This is a genomic window from Streptomyces sp. NPDC101219 (genome assembly GCF_044767675.1).
Classification (GTDB): Bacteria; Actinomycetota; Actinomycetes; order Streptomycetales; family Streptomycetaceae; genus Streptomyces.
On the sequence record NZ_JBIWOK010000009.1, the window covers coordinates 108,494 to 135,455 of the forward strand.

26 protein-coding genes are annotated in these 26,962 nt (G+C 71.7%); 14 read left to right on the forward strand and 12 right to left on the reverse strand.

Annotated elements, in window-relative coordinates; translation table 11 throughout:
• Nucleotides 1–40 precede the first annotated feature (40 nt).
• Genes ACIRPP_RS19580 through ACIRPP_RS19595 form a run of 4 tightly spaced genes read right to left on the reverse strand, consistent with a single transcriptional unit; the run spans nucleotide 41 to nucleotide 3,344 of the window.
• Nucleotides 41–901, reverse strand: coding sequence for an ABC transporter permease (locus ACIRPP_RS19580; protein ID WP_403644197.1), 861 nt, complete (start codon nucleotides 899–901; stop codon nucleotides 41–43).
• Nucleotides 898–2,178 carry a betaine/proline/choline family ABC transporter ATP-binding protein gene (locus ACIRPP_RS19585; protein WP_403644199.1) on the reverse strand — a complete coding sequence of 427 codons (1,281 nt, stop codon included), beginning with the start codon at nucleotides 2,176–2,178 and terminating at the stop codon, nucleotides 898–900. Before ACIRPP_RS19585 ends, ACIRPP_RS19580 begins: the two co-directional genes overlap by 4 nt.
• Nucleotides 2,171–2,818 (reverse strand): ABC transporter permease, encoded by a 648-nt coding sequence (locus ACIRPP_RS19590; RefSeq protein ID WP_164332651.1) that lies wholly within the window; start codon nucleotides 2,816–2,818, stop codon nucleotides 2,171–2,173. Before ACIRPP_RS19590 ends, ACIRPP_RS19585 begins: the two co-directional genes overlap by 8 nt.
• A gap of 25 nt (nucleotides 2,819–2,843) precedes the next feature.
• Nucleotides 2,844–3,344, reverse strand: coding sequence for an Lrp/AsnC family transcriptional regulator (locus ACIRPP_RS19595; protein WP_164332652.1), 501 nt, complete (start codon nucleotides 3,342–3,344; stop codon nucleotides 2,844–2,846).
• Nucleotides 3,345–3,466: 122 nt separating this feature from the next.
• On the opposite strand from ACIRPP_RS19595, the gene hppD reads away from it, so the two are divergent.
• Nucleotides 3,467–4,612: a 4-hydroxyphenylpyruvate dioxygenase gene (hppD, locus tag ACIRPP_RS19600; RefSeq protein ID WP_403644204.1), complete on the forward strand. Its 1,146-nt coding sequence runs from the start codon at nucleotides 3,467–3,469 to the stop codon at nucleotides 4,610–4,612.
• A gap of 78 nt (nucleotides 4,613–4,690) precedes the next feature.
• Here the strand turns inward: hppD and ACIRPP_RS19605 are convergent, their stop codons facing one another.
• Complete coding sequence (locus ACIRPP_RS19605) at nucleotides 4,691–6,178, reverse strand: tetratricopeptide repeat protein (RefSeq protein ID WP_403644207.1); 1,488 nt, start codon at nucleotides 6,176–6,178, stop codon at nucleotides 4,691–4,693.
• A 109-nt stretch (nucleotides 6,179–6,287) separates the two neighbouring features.
• Here ACIRPP_RS19605 and ACIRPP_RS19610 point away from each other — a divergent pair, with 109 nt between their 5' ends.
• Nucleotides 6,288–7,697 carry an FAD-binding oxidoreductase gene (locus ACIRPP_RS19610; protein WP_403644209.1) on the forward strand — a complete coding sequence of 470 codons (1,410 nt, stop codon included), beginning with the start codon at nucleotides 6,288–6,290 and terminating at the stop codon, nucleotides 7,695–7,697.
• A gap of 41 nt (nucleotides 7,698–7,738) precedes the next feature.
• Here ACIRPP_RS19610 and ACIRPP_RS19615 read toward each other — a convergent pair whose 3' ends face one another.
• Nucleotides 7,739–8,149: an SsgA family sporulation/cell division regulator gene (locus ACIRPP_RS19615; RefSeq protein ID WP_403644212.1), complete on the reverse strand. Its 411-nt coding sequence runs from the start codon at nucleotides 8,147–8,149 to the stop codon at nucleotides 7,739–7,741.
• Between the two features lie 231 nt (nucleotides 8,150–8,380).
• Between ACIRPP_RS19615 and ACIRPP_RS19620 the strand changes: the two genes are divergently transcribed.
• Nucleotides 8,381–9,838, forward strand: a complete 1,458-nt coding sequence (locus ACIRPP_RS19620) for an RDD family protein (RefSeq protein ID WP_403644216.1) — start codon at nucleotides 8,381–8,383, stop codon at nucleotides 9,836–9,838.
• A 174-nt stretch (nucleotides 9,839–10,012) separates the two neighbouring features.
• A complete protein-coding gene (locus ACIRPP_RS19625; RefSeq protein WP_403644219.1) occupies nucleotides 10,013–10,795 on the forward strand; it encodes an RDD family protein in 783 nt (260 codons plus the stop codon).
• Between the two features lie 12 nt (nucleotides 10,796–10,807).
• On the opposite strand, the gene ACIRPP_RS19630 is transcribed toward ACIRPP_RS19625, so the two are convergent.
• Complete coding sequence (locus tag ACIRPP_RS19630) at nucleotides 10,808–11,110, reverse strand: hypothetical protein (RefSeq protein ID WP_403644222.1); 303 nt, start codon at nucleotides 11,108–11,110, stop codon at nucleotides 10,808–10,810.
• Nucleotides 11,111–11,501: 391 nt separating this feature from the next.
• Between ACIRPP_RS19630 and ACIRPP_RS19635 the strand changes: the two genes are divergently transcribed.
• Entirely contained in the window at nucleotides 11,502–13,862 is a 2,361-nt protein-coding gene (locus tag ACIRPP_RS19635; RefSeq protein ID WP_403644225.1) for an immune inhibitor A domain-containing protein, read from the forward strand.
• A 121-nt stretch (nucleotides 13,863–13,983) separates the two neighbouring features.
• Complete coding sequence (locus tag ACIRPP_RS19640) at nucleotides 13,984–14,328, forward strand: hypothetical protein (protein ID WP_403644228.1); 345 nt, start codon at nucleotides 13,984–13,986, stop codon at nucleotides 14,326–14,328.
• A gap of 189 nt (nucleotides 14,329–14,517) precedes the next feature.
• Here the strand turns inward: ACIRPP_RS19640 and ACIRPP_RS19645 are convergent, their stop codons facing one another.
• Nucleotides 14,518–15,108 (reverse strand): nicotinamidase, encoded by a 591-nt coding sequence (locus tag ACIRPP_RS19645; protein WP_192231432.1) that lies wholly within the window; start codon nucleotides 15,106–15,108, stop codon nucleotides 14,518–14,520.
• A gap of 142 nt (nucleotides 15,109–15,250) precedes the next feature.
• Nucleotides 15,251–16,648, reverse strand: coding sequence for a nicotinate phosphoribosyltransferase (locus ACIRPP_RS19650; protein WP_403644232.1), 1,398 nt, complete (start codon nucleotides 16,646–16,648; stop codon nucleotides 15,251–15,253).
• A gap of 107 nt (nucleotides 16,649–16,755) precedes the next feature.
• Between ACIRPP_RS19650 and clpS the strand changes: the two genes are divergently transcribed.
• From clpS to ACIRPP_RS19685, 7 genes are all read left to right on the forward strand, one after another.
• Nucleotides 16,756–17,073, forward strand: a complete 318-nt coding sequence (gene clpS / locus ACIRPP_RS19655) for an ATP-dependent Clp protease adapter ClpS (RefSeq protein WP_164337819.1) — start codon at nucleotides 16,756–16,758, stop codon at nucleotides 17,071–17,073.
• 53 nt (nucleotides 17,074–17,126) lie between these two features.
• The gene (locus tag ACIRPP_RS19660) at nucleotides 17,127–17,729 is read left to right on the forward strand and encodes a DUF2017 domain-containing protein (RefSeq protein ID WP_403644235.1); all 603 of its coding nucleotides are present in this window, start codon (nucleotides 17,127–17,129) and stop codon (nucleotides 17,727–17,729) included.
• Between the two features lie 365 nt (nucleotides 17,730–18,094).
• Nucleotides 18,095–19,636, forward strand: a complete 1,542-nt coding sequence (locus ACIRPP_RS19665; RefSeq protein ID WP_403644238.1) for an alanine/glycine:cation symporter family protein — start codon at nucleotides 18,095–18,097, stop codon at nucleotides 19,634–19,636.
• A 154-nt stretch (nucleotides 19,637–19,790) separates the two neighbouring features.
• On the forward strand, nucleotides 19,791–20,213 hold the full coding sequence (locus ACIRPP_RS19670; RefSeq protein WP_164337816.1) for a Mov34/MPN/PAD-1 family protein: 423 nt from the start codon (nucleotides 19,791–19,793) through the stop codon (nucleotides 20,211–20,213).
• Nucleotides 20,214–20,335: 122 nt separating this feature from the next.
• Complete coding sequence (locus ACIRPP_RS19675; RefSeq protein WP_318653187.1) at nucleotides 20,336–20,431, forward strand: putative leader peptide; 96 nt, start codon at nucleotides 20,336–20,338, stop codon at nucleotides 20,429–20,431.
• A gap of 124 nt (nucleotides 20,432–20,555) precedes the next feature.
• Complete coding sequence (locus ACIRPP_RS19680; RefSeq protein ID WP_192231436.1) at nucleotides 20,556–20,864, forward strand: MoaD/ThiS family protein; 309 nt, start codon at nucleotides 20,556–20,558, stop codon at nucleotides 20,862–20,864.
• Between the two features lie 6 nt (nucleotides 20,865–20,870).
• On the forward strand, nucleotides 20,871–21,821 hold the full coding sequence (locus ACIRPP_RS19685) for a PLP-dependent cysteine synthase family protein (protein ID WP_403644242.1): 951 nt from the start codon (nucleotides 20,871–20,873) through the stop codon (nucleotides 21,819–21,821).
• 284 nt (nucleotides 21,822–22,105) lie between these two features.
• Here the strand turns inward: ACIRPP_RS19685 and ACIRPP_RS19690 are convergent, their stop codons facing one another.
• A complete protein-coding gene (locus tag ACIRPP_RS19690; protein ID WP_403644244.1) occupies nucleotides 22,106–22,549 on the reverse strand; it encodes a type II toxin-antitoxin system PemK/MazF family toxin in 444 nt (147 codons plus the stop codon).
• Between the two features lie 203 nt (nucleotides 22,550–22,752).
• On the opposite strand from ACIRPP_RS19690, the gene ACIRPP_RS19695 reads away from it, so the two are divergent.
• Nucleotides 22,753–23,505 (forward strand): MBL fold metallo-hydrolase, encoded by a 753-nt coding sequence (locus tag ACIRPP_RS19695; RefSeq protein ID WP_403644247.1) that lies wholly within the window; start codon nucleotides 22,753–22,755, stop codon nucleotides 23,503–23,505.
• 20 nt (nucleotides 23,506–23,525) lie between these two features.
• Here ACIRPP_RS19695 and ACIRPP_RS19700 read toward each other — a convergent pair whose 3' ends face one another.
• Both ACIRPP_RS19700 and ACIRPP_RS19705 read right to left on the reverse strand, forming a co-directional pair.
• Entirely contained in the window at nucleotides 23,526–24,833 is a 1,308-nt protein-coding gene (locus ACIRPP_RS19700) for a glycosyltransferase (RefSeq protein ID WP_403644250.1), read from the reverse strand.
• The gene (locus ACIRPP_RS19705) at nucleotides 24,830–26,953 is read right to left on the reverse strand and encodes a peptidase domain-containing ABC transporter (RefSeq protein WP_403644253.1); all 2,124 of its coding nucleotides are present in this window, start codon (nucleotides 26,951–26,953) and stop codon (nucleotides 24,830–24,832) included. Before ACIRPP_RS19705 ends, ACIRPP_RS19700 begins: the two co-directional genes overlap by 4 nt.
• Between the last annotated feature and the right edge of the window lie 9 nt (nucleotides 26,954–26,962).

The following is a 26,962-nucleotide window of genomic DNA, read 5'->3' on the forward strand; positions in this document are numbered from 1 at the left end:
GCACGCCCGGAGCCCCGGGCCGGCCGTCGTGTCCGCCGCCTCATGATCCGGCCTCCAGGCCTCGTGGGCGCAGCAGCAGTTCCGCCAGTGAGGCCAGCCAGTCCACCAGCAGCGCCAGGGCCACGGTGAGGATCGACCCCAGCATCAGTACCGGCATCCGCTGGCTGGTGATGCCGGTGGTGATCAGCACGCCGAGGCCGCCGCCCCCGCCGAAGGTCGCCAGGGTGGCCGTGCCGACGTTCAGCACCAGGGCCGTGCGCACCCCGGCGAGGATCAGCGGGACGGCCAGCGGGAGTTCCACCCGGGTCAGCACGCCCATCGGGGACATACCGATGCCGCGGGCCGCTTCCAGCAGGGTCGGGTCGTTGGCCCGCAGGCCCGCGATGGTGTTGGCCAGCACCGGCAGCACCGCGTAGGCGATGATGCCGATCAGCGCCGCCTTGCGGCCGATGCCCAGCCAGATCACCAGCAGCGCGAGCAGGCCGATGGCCGGGGTGGCCTGGCCCATGTTGGCCACCGCCATGGCCACCGGGGTGGCCGGGCGCATCACCCGCCGGGTCAGCAGGATGCCCAGCGGGATGGCGATGATCAGCACGAAGAACGTGGAGATCACCGTGAGTTCGATGTGCTGCCACAGGGCCTTGGACACCTGCCCGCCGGACAGCGCGTTCTGCGAGAGCGGGTCCAGGTCGGCCTGGAGGAACCACAGCCAGGTGCCGAGCAGCAGGGCCACCAGCGCCAGCGGCAGGAACGTCAGCTTGCGCCAGGTCACCCGGGGAGCCCGGACGGTCTGCGGCAGGGGCGGCTGCGTCTCGTCGCCGTCGTCCTCGCCGTCGTCGCGCAGGGCGAGCCGTCCGCTCCCGTTCCCGTCGTCGGACCGGCGCCCGGATGAGGTCCTCATGCCTTCGCCTCCCCGCCGAACCCCTCCTGCTCGGTGTGCGTCCGGTCGGCCCGCTGCGCCTCCAGGTCGTGCTGGGCCTCCATCGCCTCCAGCCGGTCCGCCTCCAGCAGTTCGTGCACCGAGTTCATCAGCGTCTCCACGTCGACGACACCCTCGTACACCCCGCGCGCCCCGGTGACCACCACCCGCCCGGAGCTGTCGGTGAGCACCGCCTCCAGCGCGTCGCGCAGGGTCGCGGCCCGTGTCACGTGGTCCTGCACGAGGGTGCCCGCGCGGGCCAGTGACCCCTTGGCCCGCATCAGGTCGCCGCGCCGGAGCCACTTGTAGGGGCGGCCCCGCCGGTCGAGCAGCAGGATCTCGTTGGTGCCGCTGGAGCGCAGGCGGTTGAAGATGGTCTGGAGCGGGTCGTCCATGGTGACCGTCGGGTAGTCGGTGATCGGCACGTCCCGCACCCGGGTGAGGTTGAGCCGCTTCAGGGCCGCCCCGGCGCCGACGAAGCCGGAGACGAAGTCGTCGGCCGGGTTGGTGAGGATCGCCTCGGGCGTGTCGAACTGGGCGATGTGCGAGCGCTCGCGCAGCACCGCGATCCGGTCGCCCAGCTTGATCGCCTCGTCGAAGTCGTGGGTGACGAACACGATCGTCTTGTGCAGCTCGTGCTGGAGCCGGATCAGCTCGTCCTGGAGGTGGTCGCGCGTGATCGGGTCCACCGCCCCGAACGGCTCGTCCATCAGCAGCACCGGCGGGTCCGCCGCCAGCGCCCGGGCGACCCCGACGCGCTGCTGCTGGCCGCCGGACAGCTGGCGCGGATAGCGGCCGTGGAACTCGCCCGGGTCGAGGCCGACCAGGTCGAGCATCTCCTCCACCCGGGCCCGCACGCGGGCCGCCGGCCAGCGGAGCATCTTCGGCACCAGGGCGATGTTCTGCGCGACCGTCATGTGCGGGAACAGGCCGCTGGCCTGGATCGCGTAGCCGATCTTGCGGCGCAGCCGCACCGGGTCCATGTCGGTGACGTCCTCGCCGTCGATGCGGATCCGGCCGCCGGTCGGCTCGATCAGCCGGTTGATCATCTTCAGCGTGGTGGACTTCCCGCAGCCGGACGGGCCGACGAAGATCACGGTCTCCCCGGCCCTGATGTCCATGGAGACGTTGTCCACGGCGGGCTGGGGGCTGCCCGGGTAGTGCTTGGTGAGGCCGTCCAGTTCGATGGTGGCGCCCGTGGCGCCGCCGGAGCGGGCGGGCGCCTCGTCGGCCGGGGTGGTGGCGGTCGGCTCAGGCACGGATCCCCCTGGGGATGGTCAGCCGCCCGATCAGGACGTACGCGGCGTCGAACAGCAGCGCGAGGATGATGATGCCGAGCGTTCCGGCGAGGACCTGGTTGAGCGCGTTGCTGCTGCCCAGGGAGGCGATCCCGCGGAAGATCAGGTTGCCCAGGCCCGGCCCGGAGGCGTAGGCGGCGATGGCCGCGATGCCCATCAGCATCTGGGTGGAGACCCGGATGCCGGTCAGGATCGGCGGCCACGCCAGCGGCAGCTCGACCCGGGCCAGCCGGGCCGGGCGCGACATCCCGATGCCGGTCGCGGCGTCCACCAGGGACGGATCGACCCCGCGCAGCCCGACGATGGAGTTCCGCACGATCGGCAGCAGCCCGTACAGGGTCAGCGCGATCACCGTCGGCGGCACGCCCAGCCCCACCAGCGGGATCAGCAGACCGATCAGGGCCAGCGAGGGGATGGTCAGCAGGGTGGCGGTGGTGGTCGTGGCGAGGTTGCCCGCCCACTCGCTGCGGTAGGTGACGACCCCGATCAGCACGCCCAGCACGGTCGCCAGGACCATGCACTGGAACACCACGCTGGCGTGCTGGTACGCGTCGGCCAGCAGCTGCTGGTGGCGGCTGCCCAGATACTCGAGGAAGTTCACATCCGCTCACCCCGGCTCCGCGAGTTCAGTCCCGTCCGCCCCGGTCCTGCCCGGACGGATCACGCAGTGCCGCCTGTTCCACCAGCGGGATGATCCGCAGCGGAACGGGATTCTCCATGACGATCGCCGTGGCGGCCCGGACGATGCCATCAAAACCGACGACCCGGTCGATCACCCGCTGGAGATCGGCGTTGGAGCGGGCCACGAGGCGGCACAGCATGTCCCCGGTGCCGGTGGTGGTGTGCAGTTCCAGCACCTCCGGCACGGACGCCAAGTGGGCCCGGACATCGGCGCCTTGGCCCTGCCGGATCTCCAGCGTGGCGAACGCCGTGACCGGGTAGCCGAGGGCCGCCGGGTCCACCTGCGGGCCGAATCCGCGGATGACTCCGTTCGACTGAAGCCGGTCCAGCCGGGCCTGCACCGTGCCCCGGGCGACCCCCAGCCGGCGCGACATCTCCAGCACCCCGATCCGCGGCTCCCGCGCCAGCAGCACGATGATGCGGCCGTCCAGATGATCGATCGCCATCTCCGCCTCCCCGATGGTCATCCTGTACAGGCAGCCCGCCGACACCGGGCTTCGGCTGTGCAGATTGTCCAGTGATCCAGCGAACTATTGCGCACCTTGCAGGGCTGCACCACCCTGCACCTATGACGCAGACCACACACCACACTCCCGACACCGCCCGGCAGGCCGACCCCTTCCCGGTCAAGGGAATGGACGCGGTCGTCTTCGCCGTGGGCAACGCCAAGCAGGCGGCGCACTACTACTCCACCGCCTTCGGCATGAAGCTGGTCGCCTACGCGGGCCCGGAGAACGGCAGCCGCGAGACCGCCTCCTACGTCCTGGAGAGCGGCTCCGCCCGCTTCGTGTTCACCTCGGTGATCAAGCAGTCCACCGAGTGGGGCGCCTTCCTCGCCGAGCACGTCGCGGCACACGGCGACGGCGTCGTCGACCTCGCCATCGAGGTCCCCGACGCGCGGGCCGCCCACGCCTACGCCGTCGAGCACGGCGCCCGCTCGGTCACCGAGCCGTACGAGCTGAAGGACGAGCACGGCACCGTCGTCCTCGCCGCCATCGCCACCTACGGCAAGACCCGCCACACCCTGGTCGAGCGCCGCGGCTACGACGGCCCGTACCTGCCCGGCTACGTCGCCGCCGACCCGATCGTCGAGCCGCCCGCCCAGCGGACCTTCCAGGCCATCGACCACTGCGTCGGCAACGTCGAGCTCGGCCGGATGAACGAGTGGGTCGGGTTCTACAACAAGGTCATGGGCTTCACGAACATGAAGGAGTTCGTGGGCGACGACATCGCCACCGAGTACAGCGCGCTGATGTCGAAGGTGGTCGCCGACGGCACGCTCAAGGTCAAGTTCCCGATCAACGAGCCGGCCATCGCCAAGAAGAAGTCCCAGATCGACGAGTACCTGGAGTTCTACGGCGGTGCCGGCGTCCAGCACATCGCGCTGAACACCAACGACATCGTGCAGACCGTCCGCCAGATGCGCGCCGCCGGCGTGCGCTTCCTGGACACCCCCGACTCCTATTACGACACGCTCGGCGAGTGGGCCGGGGAGACCCGGGTCCCGGTGGAGACCCTGCGCGAGCTGAAGATCCTCGTCGACCGGGACGAGGACGGCTACCTGCTGCAGATCTTCACCAAGCCGGTCCAGGACCGCCCGACCGTGTTCTTCGAACTCATCGAGCGGCACGGCTCCATGGGCTTCGGCAAGGGCAACTTCAAGGCCCTGTTCGAGGCGATCGAGCGCGAGCAGGAGAAGCGCGGCAACCTGTGAGCCGCTGAGCGGCCGGCACTCGTCACGGACGGGGCGGGCACCGGCAGCGGCCGGTACCCGCCCCGACGCCGTGCCCGCTCAGGACGACTCGGGTCCCGCCGCCACCGACGGCTCGCCCAGCCGGGCCAGCGCCGCCCTCGCCTCCGGCACCCGCAGAGGCGAGAAGTACGGGTTGATCCGCAACGCCTCCCGCAGATGCCGCCGCGCCGGGCCGTACCGCTCCAGGGCCCGCTCGATCATGCCCCGGTGGAACACGTGCAGCGCGCTGCGCACCCCGCCGCCGTGTTCGCCCTCCGTCGCCCGCACGGCGTACCGCAGCGCCTCCTCGTGCTCCCCGTCGCGGTGCAGCGCCCAGGCCAGAGCGTCCGCGCCCGCCGCCGACGGCCGCTGCCGGTACTCCGCCCGCAGCCGCCGCACGGCCGCCCCGGCGTCCCCGTGGTCCGCCTCCAGGCGGCCGAGGACCAGATCCCCGTCGACGCCGTGCCCGGCGGCCTTCCGCACCAGCTCGCGCAGCAGCGCGTACTGCGCCCCGGCGTCCTGCCGCCTGCCCAGCGACTCGTACAACTCACCCAGTTCCAGGGCGTACTGGGGCAGCGGCTGCTTCGCCAGCGCCACCCGGTAGGCGCTCAGCGCCTCCGGCGTCCGGCCCAGGGCCGCCAGCGCCCTGCCCTGCCCCGCCCGGGCCTCCCACCGGTCCGGGTCCAGCCGCACCGCCTCCCGGAAGTGCCGCAGGGCGTTCTCCCGCTCACCCCGCTCCCAGGCCAGCTCCCCGGCCTGCGCCAGGTACGCCGCCCGCTCCGCCGGGTCGTCCGCCCCGGCCGCCGCGTCGGCGATCTGCGCCGCCGCGTCCTCCCGCCAGCCCCGCTCCCGGTACACGGCCGCCTTGCGCGCCTTCACGGCCGGACCCGGGCGCAGCTTCACCAGCCGGTCCAGCAGCGGGCCCACCGCCTCCAGGTCACCCAGCCCCGCGCACGCCTCGATCAGCGGCGGGTACGACGTCCAGCGTTTCGGCTCCAGCTTCCGCGCCGCCTCCGCCCAGGTGCGGGCCCCGCCGTGGTCGCCGCGCGCGTTGGCCAGCGCGGCCATGCCGCGCAGCGCCGCCGCGTTGCCCTTGGGCCGCACCTTCAGCGAGGTCCGCAGCGCCTCCTCGGCCCGCGAGTACGACGCCGGGTCCGCCAGCCGCCGCCCCCGCTCCACCCGGGCCGCGCCGAGCAGCGCCCACGCCGACGCGTCCCGCGGGTCGTCCCGCACCCGGCGCTCCCGGTCCTCCACCAGGGCCTCGACATCCGGCAGCGCCGCCGGCACCCCGGCGGTGACGGCCGCCCGGGCCCGCGCCCACGGCTCCGGCTCCGACGGCCCGTCCGGGCCCCGCCCCCACGGCAGCAGCGTCAGTGCGCCGCCGAGCACCGCGCACCCGGCGACCGAGGCGATCAGCACCCGGCGCCGGCGCCCGCCGGGCCCGCGCGAGGCCGGCCCCGGCTCCGCCGGCGGTTCCCCCGCTGTCCCCTCTCTCCCCGCTGTCCCGGCGTCCCCCTGCTCCCGGGGCTGTGGTGGCGTGTCGTCCATGGCGCACACTGTGCGCCACCCCGCACGCCGTACGACGATCACACTCCGGCGTACGGCAGCCGCCGCACGCGGGGTTCACACCGATGGCCCCGGATGCCACGCTGTGATCATGAGCCGTACCGAAGCGCGACACGACGCAGACACGGCGGCGGCCGGGCCGCTCGTCGACCGGCTCCTGGGCGGGCTGCCGCCCGAGGCCGTCCTCACCGACCCCGACGTCACCGCCTCCTACGCCCACGACATGGCCGGGTTCTGCCCGGCCGGCGCCCCGGCCGTGGTCGTGCTGCCCCGGACGGTCGAACAGGTCCAGCACGTGATGCGCACCGCCACCGCGCTGCGCGTTCCCGTCGTCCCGCAGGGCGCCCGCACCGGACTGTCCGGCGGCGCCAACGCCACCGACGGCTGCATCGTGCTCTCGCTGACCCGGATGGACCGCATCCTGGAGATCAGCCCCGTCGACCGGATCGCCGTCGTCGAACCCGGCGTCGTCAACGCCGCCCTCTCCCGCGCCGTCGGCGAACACGGCCTCGCCTACCCGCCGGACCCCTCCAGCTGGGAGACCTGCACCATCGGCGGCAACATCGGCACCGCCTCCGGCGGGCTGTGCTGCGTGAAGTACGGGGTCACCGCCGAGTACGTGCTCGGCCTCGACGTCGTCCTCGCCGACGGCCGCCTGATGTCCACCGGCCGCCGCACCGCCAAGGGCGTCGCCGGCTACGACCTGACCCGCCTCTTCGTCGGCTCCGAGGGCACCCTCGGCGTCGTCGTCCGCGCCGTCCTCGCCCTGCGGCCCAAGCCGCCCGAGCAGCTGGTGCTGGCCGCCGAGTTCTCCTCCGGCGCCGCCGCCTGCGACGCCGTGTGCCGCATCATGGCCCAGGGGCACGTCCCCTCACTCCTCGAACTGATGGACCGCACCACCGTCCGGGCCGTCAACGACCTGACCCGCATGGGCCTGCCCGAGACCACCGAGGCCCTGCTGCTCGCCGCCTTCGACACCACCGACCCCGCCGCCGACCTCGCCGCCCTCGCGGCACTGTGCGAGGCCGCGGGCGCCACCCAGGTCGTCCCGGCCGAGGACGCGGCCGAGTCCGAACTGCTCCTCCAGGCCCGGCGGATGTCGCTGGTGGCCCTCGACGCGGTCCGCGGCACCACGATGATCGACGACGTGTGCGTGCCCCGCTCCCGGCTGGGCGAACTGATCGACGGCGTGGAGCGGATCGCCGGGAAGTACGCGCTCACGATCGGCGTCGTCGCCCACGCGGGCGACGGCAACACCCACCCCACCGTCTGCTTCGACGCCACCGATCCCGACGAGTCGCGGCGCGCCCGCGAGTCCTTCGACGAGATCATGGCGCTCGGTCTGGAACTCGGCGGCACCATCACCGGCGAGCACGGCGTCGGCGTCCTGAAGAAGGAGTGGCTGGCCCGCGAGATCGGCCCCGTCGGGCTGGAGATGCAGCGGGCCGTGAAACGGGCCTTCGACCCCCTCGACCTCCTCAACCCGGGCAAACTCTTCTGAGTCCCCGCCCGTGACCGCCGCCGTGACCGCCGCCGCGGCGGTCACGGGGCGAGCAGCCCGGCCAGCTTCTCGTCCAGGCCCAGCTGTCCGCTCTCGCTGCCCGGCGGCACCAGCCGCAGCGTGCGCTCCAGCCATGCCGACACCTGCGCCGCCGGCGCCTCCAGCAGCGCGTCGCCGTCGGGCGAACTCAGCGCCATCAGCACCAGCGAGCGCCCGTCCGCCTTCGACGGCCACACCCGCACGTCCCCGTACCCGCACGGCCGGAACACCCCCTCCACCAGCAGCTCCCGCGCGAACGTCCAGTGCACGGGCTGCTCGGAGGTGACGTGGAAGGCTACGTGCACGGCATAGGGGTCGTCGGCGCGGTAGACGAGCCGGGCGGGCACCGGCAGGGCCCGTTCCGGCGACAGGATCAGCCGCAGTTCCAGTTCCCGCTCCACCACGGTGTTCATGGCATGTGGTCCTCTCTCGTGACACGGCCCGTGGGAGGGCCCGTACGAGGAGAGAGCAGCCGGGGCCGCGAGCATTACGCGGGTCGCGGGAAGTTTCTCCGGCGCCTTCGGGCGTACCACATCGCCCCCCGAAAGGGGCCGGTCCGGCCGGACGGGCCGTGGGTCCCGCGGCGGTCTGATAGATGTGTATCCCCCCGACCCACCCCAACGAGCAGATACGGGACGACGGACATGAGCGCCCCAACCCCGGCCCCGGGCGACGACAGGCCCCGCGAAGGGTATTACCCGGACCCGTCCATTCCTGGATACGTCCGGTACTGGAACGGTGCCTCCTGGGTGCCCGGCACGAGCCGTCCGGCGCCCGCGGCCGGTGAGCGTCTCGCGCCGCCGCCCGGCACGGCACCGGCGCAGCCGGCCGTCGAGGAGACCGGCCCGCACTTCTTCGACGAGGACCCGGTCGAGGAACCGCCCGCCGCCGCCCCGGCACCCGCGTCTCCGGCCGCCTCCGTCCCGTCGCCGTCGCCCGCTCCCGCGCCGTCCCCGGCCGAGTCCCAGCACGGCAGCCGTCCCGAGCCGGCCTCCGCGTGGGGCGCCGACCGCTCCCGGCAGTCGGGCTTCGGCGGCGGGCAGGACCGCAGGATCTCCTGGGGCTCCGACCCCAGGGCCCCGCTCGCGTCCGCGCCCGACACGGACGGCGCGGCGGCGGCCGATCCGGCCTCGGGGGCACCCGCGGCGGCCGGTGGAGCCGGGCCCGCCGCACCGGCCGGGAGTACCCGTCAGGACGAGGGCACCATGACGTTCCGGGCCGTCGCCCCGGCCGCGGGCGGACGGGACGGTTCCGGCGCCGGCCGGGCGGCCGCCGCCCACGCCGCCGCGAGCCAGGCGCCCCCGGCCGCCGCGGTGCCCCCGTCGGGCCCGCAGGCCGCCCCGGCCGTCCCGCCCCAGACCTCCGCCCCCCGGACCACGCCCGCCGCACCGGCGGCGGCCACCCCGGCCCCGGCGCCCGCCCCCGCGGCACCGGCCCCGGCCGCCGCGCCCGCCGCTCCGCCCCTGTCGGCCTCCGGGCCGCTGGCGGGCGGCGCGGGCGGCGGACAGTCGTCGTGGGCGCAGCAGGTGCACCGGCTCGCGGGCGGGGACGAGCCGCCGGTCGTGCCGTGGAAGCCGCCGACGGACGATCCGTTCCAGGCCGCCGCCCGGCGCCAGGCCGAGGCCCGGCCCGCCCCGCTCGGCAAGCGGTTCGCCGCCCGGCTGCTGGACACCGTCGTCCTCGGCGCCGTCACCGCCGTGGCCGCCGTGCCGCTGGGCGGCCGGGCGATGGACCACATCGAGGAGAAGATCGAGACCGCCAAGCTGTCCGGACGGACCGTCACGGTCTGGCTGCTCGACGGCACGACCTCCGTTCACCTCGGCATCGTGCTGGCCGTCCTGCTGCTCGCCGGGGTGCTCCTGGAGGTGCTGCCCACCGCCAAGTGGGGCCGCACCCTGGGCAAGAAGGTGATGGGCCTGGACGTCCGGGACATCGAGGGCCACGAGGCGCCCGGGTTCGGGGCCGCGCTGCGCCGCTGGCTCGTCTACAGCGTTCCGGGACTGCTCGCCGTGGGGGTCGTTGGCGTCCTGTGGTGTCTGTTCGACAAGCCGTGGCGCCAGTGCTGGCACGACAAGGCGGCCCACACCTTCGTCGCGGGCTGACCCCGGGACCTGGCCCCCGCCCCTGACCTCCGGACCTGACGCCCGCCCCCCGGACCTGACCCCCGCCCCCGGACCTGACCTCCGGACCTGACCCCCGGACCCGGGCCGGCGGCCGGTACTCCGGACGGCGGCGCGCCGGATGCGGAGCCGTGGGGTTCGGGGTCGACTCGGGCCATGAGCAGCACACCGCCTCCCGGTTCGGGCCAGCAGCCGGACGACGACCCGTTGCGCAAGCACCCCCCGCCCGGCGGCCCCGGGGGCCCGGGCACCCCCGGCCCCGGACAGGGCTCCGGACCGGGTCAGGGTTCCCCCTACGACCGACCGCCCGGCGAGCAGCCCCCGCCGTATCCCGGCGGTGACCCGTACGGCAGCGGTGGCGGCGGCCAGGGCCCCTACGGGGGCGGCGGCGGACCCTACGGCGGGGGAGGGGGCGGCGGCCCGTACGGCGGGGGAGGGGGCGGTCCCTACGGACCCGGCGGGGCGGGCGGTCAGGGCGATCCGCTCGCCGGAATGCCGCCGCTCGCGGACAGCGGCCGGCGCACCCTGGCCCGCATCATCGACATGATCCTCGTCGGCGTCGTCGTCTGGCTGCTCACCTGGCCGTTCGGGGTGAGCGAGTACAACGTCGACACCGACCGCATCAACGTGGGCAACTCCTTCTGGCAGTCGCTGGTCGCGGCGGTGCTGTACATCGCCTACGACACCTTGATGACGGCGCGCATGGGCCAGACGCTGGGCAAGAAGTGGCTCAGGATGCGGGTGGCCAACCTGGACAACGGGGCGACGCCCTCGACGCAGACCTCGCTGGTGCGCGCGGCCGTGCTGTGGCTGCCGTTCGCCTTCTGCTGTGCCTGCGTGTGGACCGTGATCGCCGGTGGCTGGAGCTACTTCGACCGGCCGTACAAGCAGGGTCTGCACGACAAGGCGGCCAAGACCGTGGTGGTCAGCACGAATTGACGCGGCGGGCGGTCAGGAGGCCGCGCGCTGCCGCACTGGTTCGCGGGCCGGGGCGCCGACCGTGGCCCGCACGGGTGCCGGGCGCGCGGTGCGCCCGGCCGCGGTCCGTACCGGCACCGGGCGCGGCCGGTGCTGCGGACGGGCGAGCGGGACGGTCATGGCCACCAGCAGGCCGAGGGCGAGGGCCGCGACGGCGACGACCGCGACGCCGACGCCCGAACTCGTGCCGGACAGCAGCAACATGGCGAGTGTGGACAGGACCACGGTGCACGAACCGCAGGCGAGCTGAGCGACAGTCGGACGGGGCATGGCCATCGTGTCCTCGGAAGTCGGGGGGCTGTCGGCCTGGCAACCGCCGGCTCAAGGGCGATCCGCCAACCGACTCTAACGCCGAGGGTGCCCGAGGGGAACGGACAGTAAGCGTGACCTAACCGACAGGGCCGGTGCACAGGGGGCGCACGGAGTCATGGCGTCCACCCAGTGGACGGATCTGCGCGCCGGGTACGGTTTCGCGGCGGTGTGTCCGCAATGCGAACCCCCGTTCCGCATAACGCCTTTGATCTGTTCAAGTCAAGGTCTGTTTTTTCGGCGGAACCTCTAGTCAAATGTCGTCACTTGATTACACGCGTTGATCACGTGTGCGCGGACTGCATCCATTACCGGAACCCCCCTGCCGCGCACACGCACGCGGGAGGGGATCTCTCAAGTGACCACGAGACCATGGACGTTCAGAGCGGCCGCGATAGGCGTGGCCGTCGCGGCGGCCACCGCCACCGGCTCTGCGTTCACCCTGGCCCAGGCCGACACGGCCGATCGGGCCGACCGGCCGGCCACCGTGGACCGGAAGGACCCGGCGGAGCAGACCCACGTCGAGCACGACCTCGAGGGCCCGCTCTCCAAGACCCAGGCCGCGCAGCGCGAGGAGGCGCTGAAGCAGGTCATCTCCGGCAAGAACACCGTGAAGAACCGTCACGGCTCCAAGGTCGTCGGCCTCAAGAGCAAGAAGGGCGACACCAAGTACGTCGAGCTCGGCCGCGAGAAGACCGACAAGATCTTCACGATCCTCGTCGAGTTCGGCGACCAGATCGACAGCCGCTACGGCGGCACTCCCGGCCCGCTGCACAACCAGATCGCCGAGCCGGACCGCAAGAAGGACAACTCCACCGCCTGGCAGGCGGACTACAACCAGAAGCACTTCGAGGACCTGTACTTCGGCGAGGGCAAGAACACCGAGTCGGTCAAGACGTACTTCGAGAAGCAGTCCTCCGGCCGCTACTCGGTCGAGGGCCAGGTCTCCGACTGGGTCAAGGTCCCGTACAACGAGGCCCGTTACGGCAACAACGCCTGCGGCCAGAGCAACTGCACGAGCGTGTGGAACGTCGTCAGCGACGGTCTGGACGCCTGGGTCGCCCAGCAGAAGGCGGCCGGCAAGACCGACGCCGAGATCAAGGCGGACGTCGCCGAGTTCGACCAGTGGGACCGCTACGACTTCGACGGCGACGGCGACTTCAACGAGCCCGACGGCTACATCGACCACTTCCAGATCGTGCACGCCGGCGAGGACGAGTCCGCGGGCGGCGGCGCCCAGGGCACGGACGCCATCTGGGCGCACCGCTGGTACGCGTTCGGCACCGACGCCGGTGCCACCGGCCCGGAGCAGAACAAGCTGGGCGGCGCGGCCATCGGCGAGACCGGCATCTGGGTCGGCGACTACACCATCCAGCCGGAGAACGGCGGACTCGGCGTCTTCGCCCACGAGTACGGCCACGACCTCGGTCTGCCGGACCTCTACGACACGGCCGGCGGCGAGAACTCCACCGGTTTCTGGACCCTGATGTCCTCCGGTTCCTGGCTGGGCACCGGCAAGAAGGAGATCGGTGACCTGCCCGGCGACATGACCGCCTGGGACAAGCTCCAGCTGGGCTGGCTGAACTACGACCGGGCCAAGGCGGGTGTCAACTCCTGGCACAAGCTGGGCCTGGCCGAGTACAACACCAAGCACAAGCAGGCGCTGGTCGTCGAACTGCCGAAGAAGGCCGTCACCACCGAGGTCGTCACCCCCGCCGAGGGCAAGACGCAGTGGTGGAGCGGCAGCGGTGACAACCTCAAGAACACCCTGACGCGTTCGGTGGACCTCACCGGCAAGACGTCGGCGGAGCTGACCCTCGACGGCTGGTACGAGATCGAGGCCAACTACGACTACCTCTACACCGAGGTCTCCACCGACGGCGGCGCCAACTGGACCGCCCTGGACGGCACGGTGGACGGGCAGCCGCTCCCGCGTGACGGCAGTGACAAGCCGGCCCTGCACGGCACGGTCGACGGCTACAAGCCGATGGTGTTCCCGCTGGACGCCTACGCCGGCCAGAAGATCGACCTGCGCTTCCGCTACCAGACCGACGGCGGTGTGGCCCTCAAGGGCTTCGCGGCCGACCGGATCTCGGTGACCGCCGACGGCACCGCCCTCTTCACCGACAACGCCGAGACGGCGGACGACGCGTGGAAGGCCACCGGCTTCTCCCGCATCGGCGCGTCCTTCACCAAGGACTACGCGCAGTACTACATCGCCGAGAACCGCCAGTACGTCTCGTACGACAAGACCCTGAAGGTCGGCCCGTACAACTTCGGCTTCGCCAACAGCCGTCCGGACTGGGTGGAGCACTTCCCGTACCAGAACGGCCTGTTGATCTGGAAGTGGGACACCTCCCAGGCGGACAACAACACCAGCCAGCACCCGGGCACCGGTCTGATCCTCCCCGTCGACGCGCACCCGAAGGCCATGAAGTGGTCCGACGGCACGCTGATGCGCAACCGGATCCAGACCTACGACGCCACGTTCAGCACCTTCCGCACGGACGGCATCACGCTGCACAAGGACGGCGTCCGCACCAAGATCAAGTCGTCGAAGGGTGTGTCGGAGTTCAACGACCACAAGCACACCTACTACGACCCCGCGAACCCGGGCGGCAGTGTCGAGATCACTGACACCAACACCAAGATCAAGATCACCAAGGAGGCCCGCGACGGCTCCACGATCGAGCTCGAGGTGCGCCCCGCGGTGAAGTAATCCGCGTTCTCGCAGGTCAGAACATGATCGGCGGCGACCCCCTGGCGGGTCGCCGCCGATCCGTGTTTAGGTGCGTCCGTGGCTTTCTTATTGACACCGACGGACACGGGGGTCTGACCGCATGGCCGCAGGAGGTTTCTGCAAGCTGCCGAACGGCACCGTGGTGGTGGCACTGAACCTGCCCCGCCCGGCCGCCGACGGCCCCGGCGCGGTGCGCGTCCTCGTGCACGCCGGCAACCGGGCGCGCGCCCTGACCAGGCTGCGCAACCTGGGTCTGCGGGCGGTGTACCTGCGGGGCAACGCGGCCCCGCCGACCCCCGACGAGATCACCGCGGTCCTGCACCATCCCGACGGCCTGATATGGCGCACCGCGCCCTGCCCGGGCCCGCTGACCGGCCCCGAGCTGGCGGTGGAGCTCTGGCAGCCGATCCGGGCGCTGCTCCGACGCCCGGCGGCCCCCGCCTGAGGCGGGACGGCGCCTCCGGCGGCCGAGGCGGAGGGCGGCGGCTCCCGGCCCGGCGCCGGACCGGCGCGGCCAGGGCCTCGGCGTGGCCGGGGACCCTGGGCCGGATCCCCCGGGCTCACGGGCCCCCTGACCCGGTCCGACCCGGACGAGGGACCCCGGTCCGCTCCGGCATGACCCGCCGGACCGGCCTCAGTGCCCGACGACCGGCTTCCCGGTCAGCTCCACGCCCGCGGCGCGCATGTCCTCCAGGGCCCGCTCGGTGGTCTCCCGGGCCACCCCGGCGGTGAGGTCGAGCAGCACCTGGGCGCGGAAACCCTCGCTCATCGCGTCCAGCGCGGTGGCCCGCACGCAGTGGTCGGTGGCTATGCCCACGATGTCGACCTCGTCGATCTCGCGGGAGCGCAGCCAGTCGGCCAGCGTGGTGCCGTTCTCGTCGGTCCCCTCGAACCCGCTGTAGGCGGCGGAGTACGAGCCCTTGTCGAACACGGCGTCGACCGCGCCGGACAGCACCGCGGGGGCGAAGTTCGGGTGGAAGCCCGCGCCCTCGGTGCCGGCCACGCAGTGGGCGGGCCAGGTGTCGACGTAGTCCGGGTTGTCGGCGAAGTGGCCGCCGGGGGCGATGTGGTGGTCGCGGGTGGTCACGACGTGCCGGTATCCGGCCGGGGCCTGCCCGATCAGCTCGGTGATGGCGGCGGCCACGTCGGCCCCGCCGGTCACGGCGAGGCTGCCCCCCTCGCAGAAGTCGTTCTGCACGTCGACGACGATCAAGGCGCGGCGCATGGTGGGTGTCCTTCGGGTGGAGGTCGGGTGGAAGCGGCCCGGCCGGTGAACCACCGAGCCTAGGCAACGGCGGGCGATGCGGACAGGGGCACGGCACGGCCTCCCGTGCCCCGGTCGCGTCCCCCGGGGGTGCGGTGCGTTCTCAGTGGCCCGAGGGGCCGTGGAGGTACTCGGTCGGCAGGACGGCCTCCCCGCGGGAGAGCTGGGTGGCGGACAGCGGCAGGCCCGCGCGGGCGGTGATGTGCCGGTCGCGGATCACGTCCAGCGGCTCCCGGACGAGCACCTCGCCGCCCTTGACCAGCTGCACCAGCAGCTGCCGGTCGGCCAGCTCGTCGGGGACCGGCCCGGTGCCGACCACCTCGGCCTCGGCGACGCCGTCCTCGTCCAGGCGCCGCGCGGCCCACTTGCGGCCGCCGACGGAGGTCTTGCCGCCGGTGGACTTCTTCGCCACCGGCACCAGCGGCGCCGTCGGGTCGTCCGACTCGGCCCGGGCGACCAGCTTGTAGACCATCGAGGCCGTGGGGTGCCCGGAGCCGGTCACCAGCTGGGTGCCGACGCCGTAGGCGTCCACCGGCGCCGCGGCCAGCGAGGCGATGGCGTACTCGTCCAGGTCCGAGGTCACGGTGATCTTCGTGCCGGTGGCGCCGAGCGCGTCGAGCTGCTGCCGGACGCGGTGCGCCACCAGCAGCAGGTCGCCGGAGTCGATACGCACCGCGCCCAGCTCCGGGCCGGCCACCTCGACGGCGGTGCGGACCGCCTCGGCCACGTCGTAGGTGTCCACCAGCAGCGTGGTGCCCTCGCCGAGGGAGTCGACCTGGGCGCGGAAGGCGTCCCGCTCGCTGTCGTGCAGCAGGGTGAAGGCGTGCGCGGAGGTGCCGACGGTCGGGATGTCGTAGCGGAACCCGGCCGCCAGGTCGGAGGTGGAGGCGAAGCCGCCGATGTACGCGGCGCGGGAGGCGGCCACCGCGGCGAGTTCGTGGGTGCGCCGGGCGCCCATCTCGATCAGCGGGCGGTCCCCGGCGGCCGAGGACATCCGGGAGGCCGCGGCGGCGATGGCGGAGTCGTGGTTGAGGATGGAGAGGATCACGGTCTCCAGCAGCACGCACTCGGCGAAGCTGCCCTCCACCCGCAGCAGCGGGGAGCCCGGGAAGTACACCTCGCCCTCGGGGTAGCCCCAGATGTCGCCGGTGAAGCGGTAGTCCGCCAGCCAGTCGAGGGTGTCGGCGTCGACGATCCGCTTCTCGCGCAGGAAGGCCAGGATCTCCGGCTCGAAGCGGAAGTTCTCCACCGCGTCCAGCACGCGCCCGGTGCCGGCCACCACGCCGTAGCGCCGGCCGCCGGGCAGCCGCCGGGTGAAGACCTCGAACACGCTGCGCCGTCCGGCGGTGCCGCCGCTCAGGGCCGCCTGCAGCATGGTCAGCTCGTACTGGTCCGTGAAGAGCGCCGTCGAGGGGACGCCCAGTCGCCGTCCGCCGCCGCCCGAGCGCTCGGACGCGTCGCGTCCGGCAGCCGTCGACAGCCCTGGATCCGCTGTGTTCATACGACGATGCTACCCCCATTTCGTCAGTTTGACGATTTCCCCGTGGAGGCGTGTCGACTGCCGTTCTGGCGGGCCGGTTTGTGCGTCCACCCCCCTGCGGTGGCAGCATGGGCAGTGTGACGTCACCCGCACCCCTGGAGATCGAACGCACCGAGTCGGCGGAGGAGACCTTCGCCGTGCCCGAGCCCGACGTCCCCTGGGTCACCATCGTGCACAACGACCCGGTCAACCTCATGAGCTATGTGACGTACGTCTTCCAGACGTACTTCGGCTACTCCAAGGACAAGGCCACCAAGCTCATGCTCGACGTCCACCACAAGGGCCGGGCGGTCGTCTCCAGCGGCACCCGCGAGGAGATGGAACGCGACGTCCAGGCCATGCACGGCTACGGCCTGTGGGCCACCCTCCAGCACGACCGGAAGTGACCTTCCGGACCCCACCCGCCCCCTGCGCAGGACCGGAAGTAGCGATCGCCTCCATGCCCGGACACTTCGAACCGCTCCCCGGCGGCGGCGCGGCCGTCGCCCTCGACGACGTCGAGATCTCCATCATCCGGTCACTGGCCGTGCAGCTGATGGAGCTCATCGGCCCCGGGCCCGCCGAGGACGCCCCCGGCGACCCGCTCGCCGAACTCTTCGCCGACGGCCCGAGCGAACCGCCCTCCGACCCGGTGCTGCGCCGCCTCTTCCCCGACGCCTACAGCGACCCCGAGGGGCCCGCCTCGCCGAGTGAGGCCGAGGAGCAGCGGACGTACTCCGCGGAGTTCCGCCGCTTCACCGAGAACGACCTGCGCGCCGGCAAACGGGAGAACGCCCTCGCGGTCATCCGCACCCTGGACGCCCTCCGCTCCGGCGGGGAGGGCGGCGCGGTGCTGAAGCTGTCGCCGGCGGAGTCCCGGCAGTGGCTCGGTGCCCTGAACGATCTGCGCCTGGCGATCGGCTCCCGTCTGGAGATCGACGACGAGGACGACACCGATGTGCTCTTCGGGCTGCCCGACGAGGACGCCCGCAAGCCGATGGTGATGGCCTACCTGTGGCTGGGCGGTCTCCAGGAGACGCTCGTCGCGACGCTCATGCCATAAAGATGCCCCATGCATCCACATAAGTCCCCGGGTTTCGTTCGCTCAGGGGAAGCTCAAGTCCGCATAACGATCCCGTCACCGCCCCGTGGATTTATTCCACAGGGGCGGTGTTCTGTGACGTGCGTCACTCGGATGCGGGTGAACGGCGTGGTAAAAATCGGCAACTTGTTTGCGGCCCCCACCCCTTGCCGTGAGCAAACGAAGCCGGCCACCGCCGGTGTGCAGGACCAGCACGACCAACGGACGACGGCCGGGTCGAACCGCCCGCCGTCCGCCGCCGTCGCCGAACGGGACGTGGGCTCGGGCCCACACGACCCCCCGCTCAGCTGCGCACGCCAGCACGTCCCCGCGCCTGAGGAAGTTCGATGTCACTCGACTCCATCACTCAAAACATCGACGACGCAGTAAGTGATTTCTTCGACCCTGTCGCGACCACAGTCGGCGACATCGTCTTCTACACCGTTCCCGTCGGCGGCGCCGAGCTCCCGCTCATCGTCGCGTGGCTCGTCATCGCCGGTCTGGTCTTCACCGGCTGGTTCGGACTCGTCCAGGCCCGCAAGATCAAACTCGCCCTGGACGTCGTACGCGGGAAGTACGACGAGAAGGACGCCCCCGGTGAGGTCAACCACTTCCAGGCGCTGACCGCCGCGGTCTCCGGGACCGTCGGCCTGGGTAACATCGCCGGTGTGGCCGTCGCCGTGTCCATCGGCGGCCCCGGCGCCACCTTCTGGATGATCCTCTGCGGCCTCCTCGGGATGGCCACCAAGTTCGTCGAGGTCACCCTCGGTGTGAAGTACCGCGAGGAGCACGCCGACGGGACCGTCTCCGGCGGCCCGATGCACTACCTGCCCAAGGGGCTCGCCGAGCGCTTCGGCCGCGGCGGCGCCAAGCTGGGCAAGGTGCTGGCCGTCCTGGCCTCCGCCATGATCCTCTTCTTCGGTCTGTTCGGCGGCAACCTGTTCCAGACCAACCAGAGCTACGCCCAGATCTCCTCCACCTTCGGCGGCGAGGACGGCTTCCTGGCCTCCTCCGCCGGTGCCGTGTTCTTCGGTCTGGTCGTCGCCACCCTGGTCGGTCTGGTGCTGCTGGGCGGCATCCGCTCCATCGCCTCCGTCACCAGCCGGCTGGTCCCCTCCATGGCGATCATGTACGTCGTGGCCTGCCTGATCGTGATCCTGGCGAACATCACCGCTGTGCCCGACGCGATCGGCACCATCTTCCGGGGTGCCTTCGAGGCCGACGGCGTCGCCGGCGGCATCATCGGAGCCCTGATCGTCGGCTTCCAGCGCGCCGCTTTCTCCAACGAGGCCGGCATCGGCTCCGCGCCCATCGCTCACTCCGCGGTCAAGACCAAGCACCCCGCCAGCGAGGGCCTGGTCGCCCTGCTGGAGCCGTTCATCGACACGGTCATCGTCTGCACCATGACCGCGCTGACCATCGTCATCGCGGCTCCCCCGAGCTGGGAGGCTGCCCGCCAGAACCAGAACGTCGGCGGTGTCACCATCACCTCCGACGCCTTCGGGACCGTGATGCCCTGGTTCCCGCACCTGCTGACCGTGGCCGTGCTGCTGTTCGCCTTCTCCACGATCCTGACCTGGGGCTACTACGGCCTGAAGTCCTGGACGTACCTGTTCGGCCGGAGCAAGGTCAGCGAGATGACGTTCAAGGCGACCTGGAGCGTCTTCGTGATCGCCGGGTCCCTGCTCTCGCTCGACTCGCTGATCAGCCTCGCCGACTCGGCTCTCTTCCTGCTCGCCATCTTCAACATCATCGGTCTGTACCTGCTGGCCCCCGTGGTCAAGCGGGAGCTCAACTCCTTCCTGGAGTTCGTCCGCCGCCGCGACAGCGGCGAGTCGACGGACGCCCGTGCCGAGGAGCCCGAGACCGCGGCGACGAAGTCGCTCTGACGTCCCCGACGGGGACCGATCCTTCCCCTCCCAGGACGCCGGCCGCGGGGAGCACTCGTGGCGCTCCCCGCGGCCAGCCGCTCGGCGTCCGGCATCCGGGCCGTTCCGTACCACCCCTCGGTACGGGACGGCCCGTCTGCTTATCCTGAGCCTCATGCTGACCATCACCCAGGCGCTCTACGACCGGATCGTCGCCCACGCCCGCGAGGACCACCCCATCGAGGCGTGCGGAGTGGTGGCGGGGCCGGCGGGCTCCGACCGCCCGGAGCGTTTCATCCCCATGCTGAACGCCGCCGGCTCGCCCACGTTCTACGAGTACGACTCCAAGGACCTGCTGCGGCTGTACCGCGAGATGGACGACAACGACGAAGAACCCGTGGTCATCTACCACTCGCACACCGCCACCGAGGCGCACCCCTCCCGCACCGACATCGATCTCGCGAGCGAGCCCGGCGCCCACTACGTGCTGGTGTCCACCGCCGACACCGACGGCCTCGGCGACTTCCAGTTCCGTTCCTTCCGCATCGTGGACGGCGAGGTCACGGAGGAAGAGGTCAAGATCGTGGAGGCGTACTGACCGCCGCTCCGCGGGCCCCGCACCGCACCTCCCACCTGCACGGTCTCGATCCCCGGGCGTTCATCATCCACAGTGTGAGATCACACTCGGATCGGCGTATCGGGAATCGATACGATGACCGCATGGTTCTCCCTGACGTGAGCGACAAGACGCCGGGCAGCATGCTCGTGGCGCGGCTGCACGTCGACCTGTGCAGGCTCGCCAGCGCCATCTGTTGACGACCCCTGCCGCCGTACGGCCCGTGAGCCCCGGCGACCGCCCCGCACCACCCGCGTCACCACGCACTCCGCGCCGCCGCGCGCCCACCGACCAGACGACACCTTCCGACAGGAGCCCTTCGCCATGGCCATCGAGGTCCGCATCCCGACCATCCTCCGCCAGTACACCGACGGTCAGAAGGCGGTGGAGGGCAACGGGAACACCCTCGCCGAGCTCTTCGCCGACCTCGACACCCGGCACGCGGGCATCCAGGGCCGCATCGTGGACGGCGAGCAGCTGCGCCGCTTCGTCAACGTCTACCTCAACGACGAGGACGTCCGCTTCCTCGACGGCATCAACACCAAGCTGACCGACGGCGACAGCGTGACGATCCTTCCCGCCGTCGCCGGGGGCTCGGCCGCCGCGGCCGGGCGACCGGCACGAATGGCCTGATCGCCGATGCGTTACGACTCCCCGCTGGCCGCGGTGGGCAACACCCCCCTGGTGTGCCTGCCGCGGCTGTCGCCGTCCGACGACGTGCGGATCTGGGCCAAGCTGGAGGACCGCAATCCCACCGGCTCCATCAAGGACCGCCCGGCGCTGTTCATGATCGAGCAGGCGGAGAAGGACGGCCGCCTCACCCCGGGCTGCACCATCCTCGAACCCACCTCCGGCAACACCGGCATCTCCCTGGCCATGGCCGCGAGGCTCAAGGGCTACCGCATCGTGTGCGTGATGCCCGAGAACACCTCGCAGGAGCGCCGGGACCTGCTCGCCATGTGGGGCGCGGAGATCATCCCCTCGCCGGCCGCGGGCGGCTCCAACACCGCCGTCCGGGTCGCCAAGGAACTCGCCGCCGAGCACCCCGACTGGGTCATGCTCTACCAGTACGGCAACCCCGACAACGCCGGCGCGCACTACGCCACCACCGGCCCGGAGATCCTCACCGACCTGCCGTCCCTCACCCACTTCGTGGCCGGCCTCGGCACCACGGGCACCCTGATGGGCGTGGGCCGCTACCTGCGCGAGCACAAGCCCGACGTGAAGATCGTCGCCGCCGAGCCGCGCTACGACGACCTGGTCTACGGCCTGCGCAACCTCGACGAGGGCTTCGTCCCCGAGCTGTACGACGCCTCCGTGCTGACCACCCGCTTCTCCGTCGGCTCCGCCGACGCGGTCACCCGCACCCGCGAGCTCCTCCAGCAGGAGGGCATCTTCGCGGGCGTCTCGACCGGCGCCGCCCTGCACGCCGCGATCGGCGTGGCGAAGAAGGCGCTGAAGGCGGGGGAGAGCGCCGACGTGGTCTTCGTGGTCGCCGACGGCGGCTGGAAGTACCTCTCCACCGGCGTCTACACCGCCCCGACGACCGAACAGGCCATCGAGGCACTCCAGGGCCAGCTCTGGGCCTGAGGCCCACCGCTCGCCCGCACCCGGGCACCCCGAAGGGGCCGGAGCACACCGCTCTGGCCCCTTCGCCGTGTCCTGTCCGGGAGCCGCGATCTTCACCGTGCCGGGGAGCCTGCGCCGCCGCGCCGGCCGGGATCCCCACCTTCGTCGTGCTGGGGGTCCGCGCCGTCAATCGTGCCCGGAGCCGCGCCCTTCGTCGTGCCGGGAGCCCACGCCCTCCGCCGGACCCGGGAATGCATCCTCCACCGGACCCGGGAGTCTGCACCCCCCGCCGGGCCCGCGGCCTCTCACCCCGCCAGGTGACGGACCTGGTCCCACAGGGCCGGGTCGACCGGTCCGACGCGGCGGCGGAAGTCCCACAGCGGCACGTCCCGCAGCTCGTCCGTCTGCAGGAAACTGGCCCGTCCGCGGACATCGCCGACGGAACCCGGCGGCAGCGGGATCACACCGGCGCGCCCGCCGCCCGACTTCGTCGTGATCTTGGCGACCGTGACCCGTTCCCCGCGCACCGCCAGCACCAGGCACGGCCGGTCCTTGTTCCCCGGCCGGTCCTCGAAGGGCACCCCGGCCCACCAGATCTCCGCCGGCTGCGGCCCGCCCTCCCGCCCCCGGGTCCGGAGCGCGGTCCCGCGCCCGGCGGGACGGTGGCCCCGGCCCCACCCGTCGACGAGCGCGGCGACCAGGGCGAGCAGTACCACCGCGGCGAGTGCGAGCCACCAGGACGTGTCCATGACCCCGACCGTACCGGCGCGGGCCCCGGCCGCGCGCCCGTTCGCCAGCCCCCCACGCCCCGCTTCCAGCCGAACCGGTGACAGCGCAGGTGAGTTCGCCCACAACCACCCCTGGCGAAGGAGCGACCACACGTTTTGCGTCTTACGCTCGACGGACCGCACAACCCCCGTTCCCACATCCCCGCAGCGGAGGTTTCTGCTCCATGAAGCTCACCGTCGTCGGCTGCTCGGGGTCGTTCCCGTCCGTGGATTCGGCCTGTTCGAGCTACCTCCTCGAGGCCGACGGCTTCCGGCTGCTCCTCGACATGGGCAACGGCGCCCTGGGCGAGCTGCAGCGCCACTGCGGTCTCTACGACCTCGACGCGATCTTCCTCAGTCACCTGCACGCCGACCACTGCATCGACATGTGCGGCTACTTCGTCGCGCGCTACTACCGGCACGACGGCGGACGTTGCGACCCCCTGCCGGTCTACGGCCCCGAGGGCACCGAGCACCGGCTCACCACCGCGTACGCCGACACCCCCTCCGCTTCCTCCATGAGCGAGGTGTTCGACTTCCACACGGTCAAGCCGTCCACGTTCGACATCGGCCCGTTCACCGTGCACACCGAGCGGGTGGCGCACCCGGTGGAGGCGTACGGCATCCGCATCGAGCACGGCGGGCGCACGCTGACGTACTCCGGCGACACCGGGGTCACCCCGGTCCTGGACGAACTGGCGCGCGACGCGGACCTGTTCCTGTGCGAGGCGGCGTTCACCCACGGCAAGGAGAACATCCCCGACCTCCACCTCAACGGGCGCGAGGCCGGTGAGACGGCGGCCCGGGCGGGCGCCCGCCGCCTGGTCCTGACCCACATCGCCCCCTGGACCGACCCCCAGGTCAACCTGCGGGACGCCCGCGCGGTCTACGACGGCCCGGTGGAGCTGGCGGCCCCGGGAGCGGTGTACCGGATCTGAGGCCCGGCCGGGCCGGCAGGTCAGACGGACTCGTGCGGCACGTCCTCCAGAACGCCCGCCAGCATGCGGAAGTCCTGGATCATGCCCTGACCGCCGCCCCGTTCGGCGGCATCCCGGTAGGCCGGTACGACCCTGTCGTACCGGCCGCTGGCGAGAGCCAGCGTCGACTGCAGGGTGAGCAACCGGGCCATGAGGTGGCGATTGTCCGGCCGCTCGCCGTCCCGGGCCGCGTCGATCTCGTCGACGAGTGCGGACAGCTCGCGGAGGAGCCCGCTGGACCGCCCCAGGGCTCCGTAGTAGGTCGCCTCCACCGTCCGGCCCGCTTCCCGCAGGAGAGCCGTGTACTTCTTCAGCGCTGCCGCGTCACCGAGGCCGAGGGCCAGCTCGCACAGCAGGCTCCAGGCATCGGCGACGCGCTCGGACCGGTAGCACGGCGGCCCGGCCGGGACGACGTCCGGCGTGTGGGCGGCCAGCAGCGAGAAGGCGGAACGCAGGTCCCGTTCCGTCACCGACCGGGGGTCGATGCCGTCTCTGACCTGGTAGTACACCCACTTCGGATTGTCCGGTTCCTCGCTCCGCGACAATTCGTCCAGCCGGTGGTACAGGTCCCGCTTGCCCCGCTTCTCGATCACTTCGGGCAGGTACCCGAAGTGATCGAATCGGACATCCACCTGGACGCGGGCGGGCGGGCTCCCGTCCGGCCCGTAGGGGTGTTCGTGCACCCGTCCGCGGAAGCGGAACGGCCCTGAGGTCCGAAGCACCCGCTGCGTGTTCGTGTACACGGGTCCGTCGTCGGTGTCGGCGATGACGGGGGAGACCACGAAGTCGGTGTCCGGGAGCAGGTGGTCGAGCAACGACAGCACCCGGCGCAGCCTGCCCCTGTGGGTGGATGTGAGGACCTCGTCGGCGTCGACGTGGCACAACCAGCCGTCGGCCACCTCATCGAACGCGAGATTGCGTTGACGCGAGAAGTCGTCGGCCCAGGCGGCGTGCACCACCCGAGCGTCCCCCCGTACGCGCAGTGCTTGGTCCACGGTCCCGTCGGTGGATCCGGAATCGATCAGGAGACAGGCGTCCACGTCGGAGCCGAGTGCGTCGAGACAGCGGGCGATGTGCTCCTCCTCGTTCAGCGTGAGCACGACCGCGCTCACCGGGCGGGGGATGTGGGAGGCGTATCGCTCCGCGAGTTCGGCAGGGTCCGAACTGCGCAGCGGCGTGTCCGCGAGATCGGCTGACACCGACGTGATCAGCGCCAGGTCGGATGCCAGGCGGGAATCCGGGACGCCTCCGGATACGTGGGCGAGTTCGAGCAGTTCGGCGAACTTCATGACAGAGGGGTGCTTTCCTGGCAGAGGTCGGTCGACGGGGTGAGAGAGAGTTCCAGGTCGAAGGTGACGTCCGCGACGTGTCCGTGTGAGACCACGACCTTGGTCCCTTCGACGATGCGCAGCGCCTCCCAGATACGGGCGAACGTGTCCCGGTCGATGCCGCTGAACGTCTCGTCGAAGAGGTAGACGCGGGGGCCGTGCAGCACGGCACGCGCTATGGACAGGCGCTGGAGCTGGCCGCGGGAGAGTCCCGCGCCCGATTCCCGTATCGGTTCGTCCAGCCCTTCGGCAAGGCTCTCCACGACCTCCATGAAGCACGCGACACGGCAGGCCTCGAATATGTCTGCGGTGTCGTGGGGAACACCCAGGGTCAGGTTCTCGCGCAGTGAGGCGGTGAAGAGCGAAGGGTTTTCCGGTACGTACAGGATGTGGCGGGGGAGTTCGGCCGAAGGGATGCGGCTGATCTCGGCCCCGCCGAGGGTGATGCTGCCTCCGTAGTCGGGGTACCGGCCCCCGAGCAGGGCCAGGAGTGTGCTCTTGCCCGAGCCGTTGGTACCGCTGAGGAGCATGGTCGAGCCGTACGGGATGTCGAGGTCGATCCCGGTGAGTGCGTCGTGCCGGGCCGTGGGGTGCCGGAAGCGGAGTGAGGTGACCGTGATGTCGGGCCGAACCGAAGGGAGCTCGGACAGGTGTGCCGGAAGGCCCAGTCGGGGGTCGTCGCGTTGCAGGACCACGTCACGGTAACGGCCCAGGGCGGCAGACGTGCGCTGGACGGTGATCTGGAGCGATGCGACGGAATCCATCGCGCCGAGGAAGTAGCCGGCCATGGTCAGGAATCCGAAGACCTGGCCGACGGTGAGCTGGCCGGAGAGCATGCTGCTCAGCCCGAGCCACACCGCCACCACGGTGAAGACGGTCTGGCTGGTGGTCTTGATCACCGCGTTGATGTTCTCGAGTCGTCCGAGGCGGGTCTCCGAGTCCACCCGGCGCCGTAGCGCTGTACGCATGCGGCCGAAGGCGTACTCGTGCTTGCCGTAACCGGTCAGCTCCGTGTGGCCACGCAGGACCGCCAGTGCCTCGGACTTCAACGTGGCGTCCCGCTGGAGTGCCTCCGCCGCTGCGTTTCTGATGTGCGGGTAGAGCCAGACCGAGCTGGCGACGTTGACGACCGTGGGCGGAATCAGGACCAGGAACAACACCGGTTCGGTGACCAGGAGGTAACCGCCGACGGAGAGCACCACGCATACGTCGACGGCCGCTCTGACGGCTGCGGTCGTGACCAGCCCTTGGATCTCCTGCACGTCGTCCAGCCGGCTGACCAGGTCCCCTGCCCGGCGGCCGGTGAAGTACCTGTCGGGCAGACGCAGCAGTTTGCGCAGATAGCGCTCCGACAGCTGTTGCTGGAGCGACTGGCTCAGTCCGACGATGGCCCGGCCCCGCAGGTACTGCACTCCCGCTGCCGCCAGGGCGATCCCGATGAACGCGGCGGACATGGCCCCCAGTGCCCACCGGGAGCTGTCCCGAAGGACGCGGTCCACGGCGATCTGCAGGAACAGACTGTTCAGGAGTGCCATTGCTGCCACGGCGACGGTCGCCAGCAGAATGAGGAGCAGCCGCCCCCGGTGGGGCCGTACCGCCTCCCGCAGCAGGCATGCCGCAGGGGAGTGCCGGATCCTCGCCCCCAGCGGCAGCCGCGCGGCGGGCCGGTCGGTGACCAGGGCTTCTCCGTGGAACACCGCGGCAAGGACGTCGGGTGCGACCCGCATCGGACGCTCCGCCATGGGATCGCCGATGACGAACCGGCCGTCGTCGGAGGCGTGATGGACCACCACGAAGTGCCGGTGGCCGTCTTCGTCCAGCAGGATGATGGCCGGGCCCGCGAGGCTCACGGCCTGTCGCAGCTGATCGGTGTCGAGCCGGAGCAGGGCGCTGTCGACCCCGTGGCCGCGCAGCACCTCCTGCAGACGCAGAAGGCTGGAGCCGCGCTCACCCAGCCCCGTGGACTCGCGCAGGATCGCCGCGTCGACCACCGTCCCGTGCCGCATGAGTACGGCGCGCACGCATGCCGGGCCGCAGTCGGTGTCCCCCGACTGATACGTGTGGTATCTCTTCCACTTCACCGAAGAACT

Bases quoted from the DNA above. Each gene is read 5' to 3' on its own strand.
- ACIRPP_RS19580 (WP_403644197.1), bottom strand. From the start codon at position 901: ATGAGGACCTCATCCGGGCGCCGGTCCGACGACGGGAACGGGAGCGGA.
- ACIRPP_RS19595 (WP_164332652.1), bottom strand. From the start codon at position 3,344: ATGGCGATCGATCATCTGGACGGCCGCATCATCGTGCTGCTGGCGCGG.
- hppD (WP_403644204.1), top strand. From the start codon at position 3,467: ATGACGCAGACCACACACCACACTCCCGACACCGCCCGGCAGGCCGAC.
- ACIRPP_RS19605 (WP_403644207.1), bottom strand. From the start codon at position 6,178: ATGGACGACACGCCACCACAGCCCCGGGAGCAGGGGGACGCCGGGACA.
- ACIRPP_RS19610 (WP_403644209.1), top strand. From the start codon at position 6,288: ATGAGCCGTACCGAAGCGCGACACGACGCAGACACGGCGGCGGCCGGG.
- ACIRPP_RS19615 (WP_403644212.1), bottom strand. From the start codon at position 8,149: ATGAACACCGTGGTGGAGCGGGAACTGGAACTGCGGCTGATCCTGTCG.
- ACIRPP_RS19620 (WP_403644216.1), top strand. From the start codon at position 8,381: ATGAGCGCCCCAACCCCGGCCCCGGGCGACGACAGGCCCCGCGAAGGG.
- ACIRPP_RS19625 (WP_403644219.1), top strand. From the start codon at position 10,013: ATGAGCAGCACACCGCCTCCCGGTTCGGGCCAGCAGCCGGACGACGAC.
- ACIRPP_RS19630 (WP_403644222.1), bottom strand. From the start codon at position 11,110: ATGGCCATGCCCCGTCCGACTGTCGCTCAGCTCGCCTGCGGTTCGTGC.
- ACIRPP_RS19640 (WP_403644228.1), top strand. From the start codon at position 13,984: ATGGCCGCAGGAGGTTTCTGCAAGCTGCCGAACGGCACCGTGGTGGTG.
- ACIRPP_RS19645 (WP_192231432.1), bottom strand. From the start codon at position 15,108: ATGCGCCGCGCCTTGATCGTCGTCGACGTGCAGAACGACTTCTGCGAG.
- ACIRPP_RS19650 (WP_403644232.1), bottom strand. From the start codon at position 16,648: ATGAACACAGCGGATCCAGGGCTGTCGACGGCTGCCGGACGCGACGCG.
- clpS (WP_164337819.1), top strand. From the start codon at position 16,756: ATGGGCAGTGTGACGTCACCCGCACCCCTGGAGATCGAACGCACCGAG.
- ACIRPP_RS19660 (WP_403644235.1), top strand. From the start codon at position 17,127: ATGCCCGGACACTTCGAACCGCTCCCCGGCGGCGGCGCGGCCGTCGCC.
- ACIRPP_RS19665 (WP_403644238.1), top strand. From the start codon at position 18,095: ATGTCACTCGACTCCATCACTCAAAACATCGACGACGCAGTAAGTGAT.
- ACIRPP_RS19670 (WP_164337816.1), top strand. From the start codon at position 19,791: ATGCTGACCATCACCCAGGCGCTCTACGACCGGATCGTCGCCCACGCC.
- ACIRPP_RS19675 (WP_318653187.1), top strand. From the start codon at position 20,336: ATGGTTCTCCCTGACGTGAGCGACAAGACGCCGGGCAGCATGCTCGTG.
- ACIRPP_RS19680 (WP_192231436.1), top strand. From the start codon at position 20,556: ATGGCCATCGAGGTCCGCATCCCGACCATCCTCCGCCAGTACACCGAC.
- ACIRPP_RS19685 (WP_403644242.1), top strand. From the start codon at position 20,871: ATGCGTTACGACTCCCCGCTGGCCGCGGTGGGCAACACCCCCCTGGTG.
- ACIRPP_RS19690 (WP_403644244.1), bottom strand. From the start codon at position 22,549: ATGGACACGTCCTGGTGGCTCGCACTCGCCGCGGTGGTACTGCTCGCC.
- ACIRPP_RS19695 (WP_403644247.1), top strand. From the start codon at position 22,753: ATGAAGCTCACCGTCGTCGGCTGCTCGGGGTCGTTCCCGTCCGTGGAT.
- ACIRPP_RS19700 (WP_403644250.1), bottom strand. From the start codon at position 24,833: ATGAAGTTCGCCGAACTGCTCGAACTCGCCCACGTATCCGGAGGCGTC.